This window comes from Paraburkholderia sp. SSBN10T, from assembly GCF_056619545.1.
Genome location: NZ_JBWQQI010000042.1, coordinates 16027 through 27455 on the forward strand (window position 1 = coordinate 16027; position 11429 = coordinate 27455).

7 protein-coding genes and 1 pseudogene are annotated in these 11429 nt (G+C 61.3%); 2 read left to right on the forward strand and 6 right to left on the reverse strand.

The genetic code is table 11. The annotated features are described in order from the left end of the window. Positions 1 to 331: 331 nt before the first annotated feature. Positions 332 to 1597 (forward strand): AAA family ATPase, encoded by a 1266-nt coding sequence (locus tag AC1ECK_RS36145; RefSeq protein ID WP_480328010.1) that lies wholly within the window; start codon positions 332 to 334, stop codon positions 1595 to 1597. Between the two features lie 5 nt (positions 1598 to 1602). Then, positions 1603 to 3342, forward strand: coding sequence for a cobaltochelatase CobT-related protein (locus AC1ECK_RS36150; RefSeq protein ID WP_480328012.1), 1740 nt, complete (start codon positions 1603 to 1605; stop codon positions 3340 to 3342). 157 nt (positions 3343 to 3499) lie between these two features. Here AC1ECK_RS36150 and AC1ECK_RS36155 read toward each other — a convergent pair. The 6 genes and pseudogenes from AC1ECK_RS36155 to AC1ECK_RS36180 all read right to left on the reverse strand — a co-directional run. Beyond that, a pseudogene (locus tag AC1ECK_RS36155) lies at positions 3500 to 3705 on the reverse strand (IS3 family transposase); the annotation flags it as partial. Between the two features lie 81 nt (positions 3706 to 3786). Beyond that, entirely contained in the window at positions 3787 to 5064 is a 1278-nt protein-coding gene (locus AC1ECK_RS36160; RefSeq protein WP_480328014.1) for a glycosyltransferase, read from the reverse strand. 45 nt (positions 5065 to 5109) lie between these two features. Further along, a complete protein-coding gene (locus tag AC1ECK_RS36165; protein ID WP_480328016.1) occupies positions 5110 to 6651 on the reverse strand; it encodes a TolC family protein in 1542 nt (513 codons plus the stop codon). Continuing rightward, complete coding sequence (locus AC1ECK_RS36170) at positions 6641 to 8068, reverse strand: HlyD family type I secretion periplasmic adaptor subunit (RefSeq protein WP_480328018.1); 1428 nt, start codon at positions 8066 to 8068, stop codon at positions 6641 to 6643. Before AC1ECK_RS36170 ends, AC1ECK_RS36165 begins: the two co-directional genes overlap by 11 nt. 5 nt (positions 8069 to 8073) lie before the next feature. Continuing rightward, the gene (locus AC1ECK_RS36175; RefSeq protein ID WP_480328020.1) at positions 8074 to 10197 is read right to left on the reverse strand and encodes a type I secretion system permease/ATPase; all 2124 of its coding nucleotides are present in this window, start codon (positions 10195 to 10197) and stop codon (positions 8074 to 8076) included. Between the two features lie 126 nt (positions 10198 to 10323). Continuing rightward, a partial coding sequence (locus AC1ECK_RS36180) for a calcium-binding protein (RefSeq protein ID WP_480328022.1) occupies positions 10324 to 11429 on the reverse strand: 1106 nt, incomplete at its 5' end.

Below are 11429 nucleotides of genomic sequence, written 5' to 3' on the forward strand. Positions count from 1 at the left end.
ACGCTGGATACGCTGAACGCAAATGAAACCGCGGACTGCGCCGCGCAGCACAGGGCGCACCCGATTAAGGCTTGATAGTTGGAATTGCTTGAAGCGATGACCGAATACCGTTTGCTTTAAAACCGACATGCAACGGCGTTCGCACTATAGGTGATGAGACTTTGATCGTATATTTCGTTTATGGCAATTATTATTTGCCGATGTTGCACTCGACGCACACTGCAACTGCCTGCACCCGGCGCCCCGATCCCGGCTGCGCCGCGGCGCGCGTCCGGGATAAGATACGCGTTTGCTCCGAGCCGGCATGGCTGAACCCGATCGACACCTTCCGATGAGCGCCCCTGATCTGACCGACGACGAACACCTTGGCCTGTACCTGCGCAATACCGACACCGGCGCCGAGTGGTGGCGGGTCAGCGTGGCGGATAGACCACAAACCTATCGCCTCGAACACGCGATCCACCCCGCCGAGGGCAACGCCGCCGTCGATATCGATCTGGTGGTCGACGCGGAGAACCTGCGCGCCAAGCTGAAGAAGTGGCATCGCGAAGGGTTTGCTTTCGAGGCGCGCGGGTCGGTGCCACAAGCGGATGCGCAGCAACGCGAGGCGTTCATGCCTGAGCTGCAGCGTGCGGCAGCGCAGCGGCGCGGCGGCGACCTCGGTGTGGCGAAGGCAACGGCTGAACCCGGCCACGCTGTGCAAGCTTCGGCCGAGGATGCAGCCGCTACCGTGCACATCGGCGAAGTCACCGTGCCGTGCGGCGCCGGCGGCCCGCTGGTGCCGCGCGTCAACCCGGCCTATCTGTTCTCGGAACGCTTTAACGACATCGTCGAAGATATCGTCGAGAACAAACGGGTAATGCTGATCGGCCACACGGGCGCGGGCAAGACCAGCCTGATCGAGCAGGTGGCGGCACGGGCCCGCCATGGCGTGGTGCGCTCGAACATGAACGGCCAGACCACGGTCGGCGACTTCGTCGGCTTCTGGACTGTCAAGGGCGGCGAGACGCTCTGGGTGGACGGCGTCTTGCCCACCGCCATGCGCGAAGGGCTCTGGCTGATCGTCGACGAGATCGACTTCGCCGAACCGTCGATTCTCGCTGCGCTGACCGCGGTACTCGAACCGCATGGCCGGCTCACCCTGAAGGAAAAAGGCAATGAGGTGGTCGCACCGCATCCGGCGTTTCGTCTGTTCGCCACTGCCAACGCGGTCGGCGCGATGAGCCAGTTCCGTCATCTGTATCAAGGCGCGAATCTGATGAACGAGGCGTTTCTCGACCGCTGGCGCGTGTACCTGCTCGACTATCTGTCGCCGGCCGAAGAAACCGACGTGCTGGTGCGCACGCTCGCACCGCATATGACGCGCACCCTCGCCGCCACGATTGCCACGATTGCGGCCGATTGCCGGGCGGCATTCGCGCGCGAGGATCTGGCGAGCGCGTTCTCGACGCGGCGCCTGCTCGACTGGGCCGAACTGATGCTGCGCACCGGCGACCCCGAGCGCGCGGCCGGCCCCGCCATCTACGCCAAGATCAGCCCGGAAGACGCCACGCTGATCCGCGGCATCATTCGTCACCACATCGCGACCGCGGAGTGAACGCGATGCACGCGGCACGCGAGGCCAAAGGCTTCGAGTTCGAATCCGCGCTCAGCAAGATCGCGCGTGTGCTCACGGGACAATATGGCGTGAGCGTCGTGTTCAGCCCGGATGGGCCGCGCGTCGAGCATGGGCGTATCGTGATTCCCGACTACGAGGTGGGCGACAGTCTCTCGACCGACGTGCTGGTCGGCTATCTGGACCTGCTGGTGGCGCGCGCCAAACATTCCGCGCTGCCGCAACTCGAAGCCCTGCCGCGAGGCATCGCGGCGAATCTGGCGCAGGTGATCGAAGACCGCCGCGTGTGTGTCCAGTTGCTCGACGAATATCCCGGCGCGCGCTGGTTTATCGGCAAGCTGCGCGCGCATGCTGCGGCGCGCACCCAGCAGAACTGGAATCGTCTGCGCTGGCGCGAGCGCTTTATCTGGCGCGTGGAGCGTGCGCTGTGGGACGAGCCTGCCGGCGGCGCGGAGGCGAGCCAGTCGCTTTCCGCGGCTCTGGTGGCCGCCCAGGATCTGCTCGAGCAAGCGAGCCGCAGCCGCTCCACCGCGGACAGCATCGCCGCGGCACAAGCGATCCTGGCGCGGGTTCGCGCGCTCTCGGCCGGTGATGTCAACAACATGATGTTCACCACCGGCACCGCGGAAGACATCGATACCGATCCGCTGCGCACATCGTTCGAGCCGTTCGAAAGCGACGGCACTCGCGCGAGCGAAGAAAGCGCGGCACCCTCGCCGTTGGACCCGGGCGGCAGCGCCGAAGCGCTGAACGGCGCCGGCATGGGCCACGCCCTCGCCGACGCGCAACCCTCCGCCGCCCAAGCGGACAGCACCACGCAAACGCTGCGCGGCTCCGCACGCATGGTGATGTCGATTCCGCTCGCCACCGAATTCGACGTCGTCAACGACCGAACCGGCCGTGGCGATATGGCCGCATGGCGCGCGTTGCGCACGCGCGCCCGTGCGGAGACGGCACAGCTCAAGGAGAAGCTCGAACGCGCGCTGAGCGCCGATGAGCGCACGCGCTGGCGGCGCGAGCAGGAGCGCGGCGAGATCGACCGGCCGTCGCTCGCCAAACTTGCCACCTCGCCCGGCTATCGCACGCCGTTCAAGCTGAAGCGCGCCACCAAGGGACGCGACGTCGCCGTGACCTTGCTGATCGACCGCAGCGGCTCGATGGCCGGGCGCAAGATCGAGCTGGCGCAGTTGTGCGCGGCGGCGCTCGGCGATGCGCTGACCCAGTTGGGTTTCGATTGCGAAGTGCTCGGCTACAGTTCGATCGAATCGCCGCAGATGAAGCAACTGTACGAACGGCAACGGGCCGCCGGCGCCGATCTGCACCGCTACAACCGGCTTGTCGAGCGGCTCGATCTGCAGGTCTATAAGCGTTTCGGCGCGGCGGATCTGAGCGGACTGACCGGCATCGACTGCGGACACGAAAATCCGGACGGCGAAGCGCTCGCCTGGGCGGCCACGCGACTCGCGGATCACGCTGCCGAGCGGCGCATCCTGATGGTGTTTTCCGACGGCTATCCCGCTACCGGCGACGGCGATCCCCTGGTGTTGCGCAGCGATCTGCGCGAGCGGGTGGCGGCCATTCAGAAGCGCGGTATCGAACTGGTTGGGATCGGCGTGCTCACGGATGCGGTCGAGGCGTTCTATCCGCACAATGTGGTCGTGAGCCGGCTGGCGGAACTGCCCTCGACGGTGTTTTCTGTGCTGGGTGCGATGTTGCTGCGGCGTTAGGTGCCTGCAACGCGAATTCACAGTGCATGACGGCTAGGCCGCGTGGCAGCACCGTCCCGTCACCGAGGGTTTCACTCTAGAAATCTTCCTCGTGTTCAGGTGCCTCCAGAACGAAGTCCGTGGTGATCGACGAGCTGACGCACCAGCCGAGTTCGTGCCGGTCAGCCTTGAACTGACGGTTGACCCGGTACAGCGGACGCGGAGCAGATACGTCGACGATGGGTTGTGCGTATTCGCTTGCCACGATGCGTGCCGCGCAAACCCAGTTGCTTCATCAGCCGCTCGACTGTGCAACGTGCCACACGTGATACCTTCCCGGCTCATCGGCCTCCAGACTTTGTCCGCGCCGTAGACCCGCATGTTGTCGGCGACGCTGAAAATCGACGCTCCCAGGTTCTCGTTGATCGCCACGAAGACCGCGAGTCCTTCATACCGCGGCTGGAATCAGCTCCTGTGCGACGCAGCATCGTTGTAAAGCGCGACCGCTGCACCAGCCTGGTTCTGCAGTAGTGCGATCTGCTGCGGCAAGCAAACAGTATGGAGATCGTATCGGTCCAACACAGTCGTACGAGCGGCCACCCGCATCGCGCCATACGCCTCCCGCTCAGCGCAAACCTGAGCCACCGTCTCCACAAGCTGCTGCCGATCGAAAAAGTCGACCAGCAAGCCATTCCTCCCGTTCTCGATGATTTCCTCGACCGGCGCGGTGCGGGAGCCAATCACGACGCATCCAGACGCCATTGCTTCGAGCATCGACCAGGACAGCACGAACGGATAGGTGAGATAGACATGAGCGGTAGATATCTGCAGCACGCGCAGATAGTCCTTGTACGACAGATGACCCAGAAAGTGAACTCGCGAAAGGTCGAGACGCTCCCCCAATTCCGCAAGCAGGTGTTCGCGATACGTCCGGCCTTTTAACGGGCGGCCATATGAAACCTCATCGCCGCCGACGATCAACACATGGGCGGCTGGTCTGCGCCGCAGCAACTCAGGCAACGCCCTCATGAACACGTGGAACCCGCGATAGGGCTCGAGGTTGCGGCTCGCAAATGTGATGACTTCGTCGTCGGAACTCAATGCCAGATTTCTGGCCGACACCATCACGGTGGCAGTCGGGTCCGGCTTGATGACACAGGTATCGACGCCATCATGAATCGTTGCAATCTTCGAACGGAGTTCACCGGGATAGCGTGACTGTTGCCACAGTGTAGGGCTAATCCCCAGATCGCTCGCAAGCAGGCTAACTGCATGCGTCATGTTCTCGGTCCGTACCTGAAAGTCCTCTTCCTGTACCGGTGCGAACTCCGTATCGAATCCGTAGTCCTGATCAAACCGGTTGAAGTAAAACTCACAATAACTGGCAATCCGGGCATCCGGAAACAGGTCACGGACATACAGCATCTCCCCCCAGCCAGGATGACCGTAGACCACGTCCGGTCGCAGCCCCCGGTCACGCAGGGTCTTCAGGCTCCTCGCGACGGCGGTTCCACGCCGAACCGCCTGGTCGGTGGAACGTAACGCCCGATACGATAATTCCTCGCGCTTTGAATTGAAGGCGTAGCCGTACAGCGTTACACCTTCAATTGGCCGGATGAGATTTTCCCGGAGCCGTGAGGCGTCTCCCAGCCCAAACACTTCCACACCGGGAACTCGCGCATAATGCCTCATCAGGTGCCTGAACTGACCTGGCAGGTTCTGGTGGATGAATAGAATCTTCAAGATGATCCCTTTGCGGATTGGCGGTGTCTTACAGGATGCATTTACTCATTCGCCATCCACCCGACGTAGGCCGGGAATATCGAGTCGACCGATTTTCGCTGCAAGCTGGAGCCTTGCCGCCCGCCAATCCGTTAATGCCTGAATACGTTGCCGGTTGGCATCCGCCAACGATGATTGCGCGTTGAGCAGTTCAAGGATGTTGCCAACGCCAGCGTTATATCGATGTTTCGCGGCGTCGAACGATTGCTGGGCGATCTGCAGCAATGAAGCGGTGTTTTGCAGATTATGGGTGTCGGTTTGCAGGGCCTGATAGCTTTTCCAGACATCGAGACCGACCTGTTGCCGGGCTTCATCAAGCGTGTACTGCTGCACTTCAACCTGGGCATGTGCCTGGCGAACCTGATAGGTTCTGCCGAATCCTTCGAAGAGCGGAATCTGCACCTGAACCCCGACGTACCAGTCGTGTCCGGTTGCGGGAAATTGCGGCTCCCCCAGCCCCAAACTGGCTGGCTGGTTGTTATGACTGTATTTGGTCACCAAACTGATGCTCGGCAGTCCTTCCGCGCGGGTCTCCTGCTCCTTCGCGATGGCTGCGTCGAGTTGTGCCCGGGCGGCGGCTACGCCAGGGTGCGTGCTCTCGGCTTCCTCGATCAACTCCTCGACCGACTCGGTGAAGTCTCGATCCGGCTCAACGCCGTCAGCGACCGTCGGCAGAACTATATGTTCACTCGGGTTCAGGCTCATGTCAGACGCGAGCGTACCGAGCGCGGTCTGAAGATCCCCTTCGGCCTTTGCCCGATTGTAGGTTCCCTGTGCGTAGGAAGTCTGTGCCTGCAACTGATCCGTGATCGCAGCCACGCCTTTATTCACGCGCATCGAGGCCGCGACAAAGCTGTCATGCGCAGTCCGCTCGGTTTCCTCAGCCGCGGCGAGCTTCCCTGCAGCAGCCTGAGCGGCGTAGTAATCCGTCGCGACAGTCGAGAAGATATCCTCGAGGGTCGCGTCCTGATTGGCCCGGGCGGCCGCGAGCAGTTCCTGCGCATTGTTCAATGCCGCCTTTCTTCCGCCGAAGTCATACAAAACCCAGTTAAGCGAAACCGAACCGTTCTGAACAGTGCTACGGTTGGCCGAACTCAAAGCAGGGTGCCCGGTGACATTGGTCACCTCGTCATCGCGGACATCCTGCCATGTGCCAGATACAGTCGGAAGATACGCGGCCTTCGCAACACCTACGCCCGCTGCCTGCACCTTGACGTTGGCCCAGGCCTCACGCGTTTTGGGGTTCTCGCACAACGCACGATCGACGGCCTCTTCGAGTCGAAGCGGTGCACTAGGCGGCCCAAACTGGCACGGCGATCCGGTATTGGCAGCCAGAATTGCCGCAGCCGGCGTCGCCGGTACCGCACTGTTGGTGCCAAACACGTCGACGGCCCAGGCAGAAGGAAGCCCAGCCAGGTTCAACAATGCACCTAACGTAAGGGACACGATCAGGATGCCTGAATGCGCCTCTCCACGCGACGGTTGCCGCAGATGACATGTTGCGGGTAAAAACCACAAACAACTACGAACCAGCATTTCAACGCTCACGCAGGCTCTCCTGTCCGTCCTGCATCAGTGGATCCAGGAAGTAGCCCGCAACGCTTCGACGACCCGTCTTGATTTCGGCTGTGACCTCCATACCCGGCGTAAGGTTGATCCACTTGTTGTTGATGTGCATCTGGCTGGTTGGCAAACGGACCCGGGCCACGAAGGTCAAACCGAGCTTCTTGTCCTTGTCCTGCACCGCGTCGTTCGACACTGACACGACCTTGCCTGTCAGGTAACCATACCGGGTATAGGGAAACGCCTCGATCTTGACGATCGCATCCTGACCGGCGTTGACAAAGCCGATATCCTTGTTTTCGATATTGGCCTCAACCTCGACCGCATCGTCCGGGACGATCTCCATCAAGGATTGAGCCGTGGTGACAACCCCACCGAGCGTATGGACCGACAGTTGCTGTACTGTCCCCGCCACCGGCGAATAGAGCGTCAGAAGGCGCTGCCGCGTGTCAGCCTTGGTTTCCTCGTCGCGGTTCTGGTCGAATTGCTGGGTCGCCTTGTCGAGCGCATCGAGCTGCTCTCGGCGGAACTGCGACGTGGTTGATTCAATCACCGATTGCTGCTCGACAATTCCGTCTTTAAGTTCCTGTGCGTGACTCTCCTGGGCTGCAAGCTCATGTTCCTGCTCAAGCGCGGTCCTTTCCTTCTCGAGGTAGTCGTGCTGTGCCACATAGCTGCCGACAGCAAGCGCCTTGTAATCGTTCGCTTCCTTGCGCGCAAGCGGTGCCGTGGCGCGTAGCTTTGCCACCTCCTGCAACGTGCTTCCAAGCTCCGCCTGCCGTTTAAGAAGCTCGGCCTTTGCACCTGCCAGCTTGTCTGCATACTCGCGGTACAGGCCTTCGGCGAAGCGCTGCGCGTCTGCCTGCTTGTCGGACGATGCTCCTTCAATGGTCGGGATCAAGGGCGCGGAGCCGGCTTGCTGCGCAGTGAGCAGCGCGCGCGCTCTGGCTGATGCCAGTGCGGCATCGATCTTGGCCGAGCGGGCCTTGTCCGAGTCGGCCGCCGCCTGTGTCGCATCGAGGATCAGCAATGCCTGCCCGGCCGCCACCCGTTGACCGTCGTGAACCTGAATCTGCCGCACCACACCGGTAATGGCCGGCTGGATGACTTTTACGCGCGCGCCAGGAATCAGTTTCCCCTTGGCTGTTGCGACGATATCCAGCCTGCCGAACACCGCAATCAGCAAAACCACACAAGCAAGGGCGACGATGACCCGTATCGTCCATCGCGGGATCGGGTGGGTCGGCGTTTCGATCAGTTCCAGGTTGGCCGGCAGAAACTGCAGCTCCTGCGCGGGACGCGGTTGCGTATCGAGCTGGTCCCGTATCGCCCATGCCGAGCCGAAAATCGCACCGTAACGTCGACAAAGATCGCCTAGCGCCCGGAGCATCGGAGAGTTCATCACGATCAGGAGTTCTGAAGGGAAACGAGGTGAGCGTAGTAGCCGTTCTGTTGCATAAGATGATCGTGATTACCTCGCTCGACGATCCGGCCTTTGTCCATCGCGATTATGTGGTGCGCGTGGCGCACCGCGGTCAGCCTGTGCGCGATGATGATGACTGTGCGGCCCTGACACATGGCTCGCATATTGTTCTGGATGACACGCTCGGTTTCGAAATCGAGCGCGCTGGTGGCTTCGTCGAAGATCAGGATGCGTGGATTCGTCAGAAGCGCCCGCGCAATGGCGATGCGCTGTCGCTGCCCGCCAGAAAGCGTTGAGCCGTGCTCACCGACAACCGTGTCGTAACCTTCAGGAAGTTCTGAAATAAAATCGTGCGCGCCGGCGAGCTTTGCAGCATGGATCACCAGTTCCAGCGACGCACCAGGATCCGTCACAGCGATGTTGTCGCGAATCGACCTGTTGAAGAGCAGATTCTCCTGAAGCACCACACCGATCTGCCGACGCAACCAGGCCGGATCGGCCAGCGCGAGGTCGATTCCATCGATCCGCACACGCCCGTGCTCAGGAACGTACAAGCGCTGCAGCAACCTTGTCAGCGTGCTTTTTCCCGATCCCGAGCGGCCAACTATGCCCACGATCTCTCCCGCCCGGATGGTCAGGTCAATGCCGTTGATGACCGGCTGCCCGTCGGGCCGGTACCGGAAGCGGACGTCCTCGAAGGAGACCTCGCCCTTTATCGCGGGGAGCGCCTGCCTGCTTTGCGGCAGCTCCGTGCGTGAATTCAGGATATCGCCCAGCCGCAGCATCGAGATACCGATCTGCTGGAAATCCTGCCACAACTGTGCAAGCCGGAGCACGGGCGCTGCAACCCGCTGTGACATCATGTTGAAAGCGACCAGTTCGCCGACGGTCAATCGCCCATCTATGACCAGCTTTGCCCCGAAGAACAGCGTCGCGAGCGTCACCAGCTTGCCCACCAGTTGAATGAGTTGCTGGCCGATATTGCCTATCGAATTGACGCTAAAGCTCGCGGTGACATATGCCGCGAGCTGGTTGTCCCAGCGGCGAATGAACTGTGGCTCGATCGCCATCGCCTTGACAGTCTGGACACCAGAAACGGCCTCGACAAGAAACGACTGGTTATCGGCACCACGCGAGAACTTGTTGTTCAAACGCTCACGCAGGAGAGGGTTGAGCGTCAAGGAGATCGTGGCGTAGACCGGTAGCGAAATCGCAACGACTATCGTCAGCCATACGCTGTAGATGCACATCACGCCGAGAAAGATCACTGAAAAGATCATGTCGATAACGGCGGTCAGCGCCTGACCCGTCAGGAAACTTCGGATGTTCTCCAGCTCGCGTACACGCGCCACGGTATCGCCTACGCGCCTCGCCTCGAAGTAGGCGAGCGGCAGGCTGACCAGATGACGAAACAGGCGTGCACCGAGTTCAACGTCAATGCGGTTCGTCGTATGAGAAAAGATGTAGTTTCTTAATCCCGTGAGCAGGATCTCAAAGATCGAGCTGACCAGCAGCGCGATGCAAACGACGTTGAGCGTAGTGTAGGCACGATTAACGAGCACCTTGTCCATCACGACCTGGAACATCAGCGGTGAGACCAGCCCGAACACCTGCAGCACGAGTGAAACCAGCAGTACCTCCAGCAGCAGGCGCCGGTATTTAACGACGGCGGGGATAAACCACGAAAAATCAAAGCGCGCCAGTTCACCCGCAAGCGACGCGCGCGAAGCGAACAGCAGGAGACGACCGCCCGAGCGATTCATCACTTCCGATGGCGAACTGACCGTCGGTGTTGCCGCGCCACACTCAAGCACCATGGCGCGCGTGGCGTCGCATCCGGCCAGCACGCAGTGTCGACCAGCGCTGTCGAGCAGCAACGCAGGAACAGGCGTTTTTGCAAGCCGAGCCTCAGTCACGCTGACGGCACGTGCTTTCAGACCCAGCGAGCGTGCCGAGAGAATAAGGTCCCGTTCCCCAAAGCGTTCCGTCCTGAGCGCCGCCGTGTGGCGAAGCTGACTCGCGTCCGCGGCGACGCCATGCAGGCGTGCTATGAGGACAAGTGCCGCGAGCCCCGGGTCTGCGGCAATCTCTTCTGGTCTGGCTGTCACAGATAATGCCTTGTTGTTGGTTTATCTGGCTGCTTGCGTAACACCGGATACTGTTTCCGCCCCTTCAGCATGCCTCGCGACTCCGTCACACTAGAGATGACGGAGTCGCGGTGCCGAGAAACGAGCTTACTGATGCCACGCTGAATTGACCGCAGCTAGCACGGTCGGGTCGGTAATCGTCGGGTTGGTTGCGGCGGTGGGATCGAACCCGGGGTTGTTAGCCGAGAAGGTCGCCATCGCCTGGATTAGCTGGCCGATCTGAGTATCTAGTGTCATGTTGCCTGATGTTCCACCGCTGACGGTCAGTTCGCCAAGCTGGCTATACGTGTTGGAGAACCAGTTCTGGATCGTCGCTTCGGTCGTCGAACCCATGATGTCGACCTGCAGGTTGTTGCCGACCCGCTGAAGCCAGATATCGTCCGGATTGGAGCCTTCGATCGACAGATCGCCTGCTGCGGCACCGTACGTTCCGTTGACGATAGTTTGCTCGCCGTAACCCGGCTGCATAACATAGGTGTCAGCGCCGCCGTTGCCGTACTCGATGTCGTTGCCACCCTTGCCGTCGAACAGGTTCGCCCCTGACGTCCCGTACAGGGTGTCGTTGCCGCTGGTCCCCGTCGTCTCCATCTGGACCAGTTGCTGCTCCGTCCACACCGTGCCGTCGGCGAACTGCACCTGCTGCACGCCGTAGTAGCTGCTATCCAGTTCATCGTCCAGCTTGACCTGGTCACCCGAGACTCCGTCAGTCAGCACCAGATCCATGCCGTTCGAAGTCGCCTTCACCGTCACCGACGATTCCGTGATCCCCGCTCCCAGCTGCAGTACGCTCTGCTGCGAGCCCCCTCCACCCGTCTCGTTGATCTCCAGATGACCGTAGCCCGCGTTGAACACGAACGTGTCGTTACCGCCGTCACCTGCCTCATAGTCGTTGCCACCCTTGCCGTCGAACAGGTTTGCACCCGGGGTGCCATACAGCGTGTCGTTGCCGCTGGTCCCCGTCGTCTCCATCTGGACCAGCTGCTGCTCCGTCCACACCGTGCCGTCGGCGAACTGCACCTGCTGCACGCCGTAGTAGCTGCTATCCAGTTCATCGTCCAGCGTGACCTGGTCACCCGAGACTCCGTCAGTCAGCACCAGATCCATGCCGTTCGAAGTCGCCTTCACCGTCACCGACGATTCCGTGATCCCCGCTCCCAGCTGCAGTACGCTCTGCTGCGAGCCCCCTCCACCCG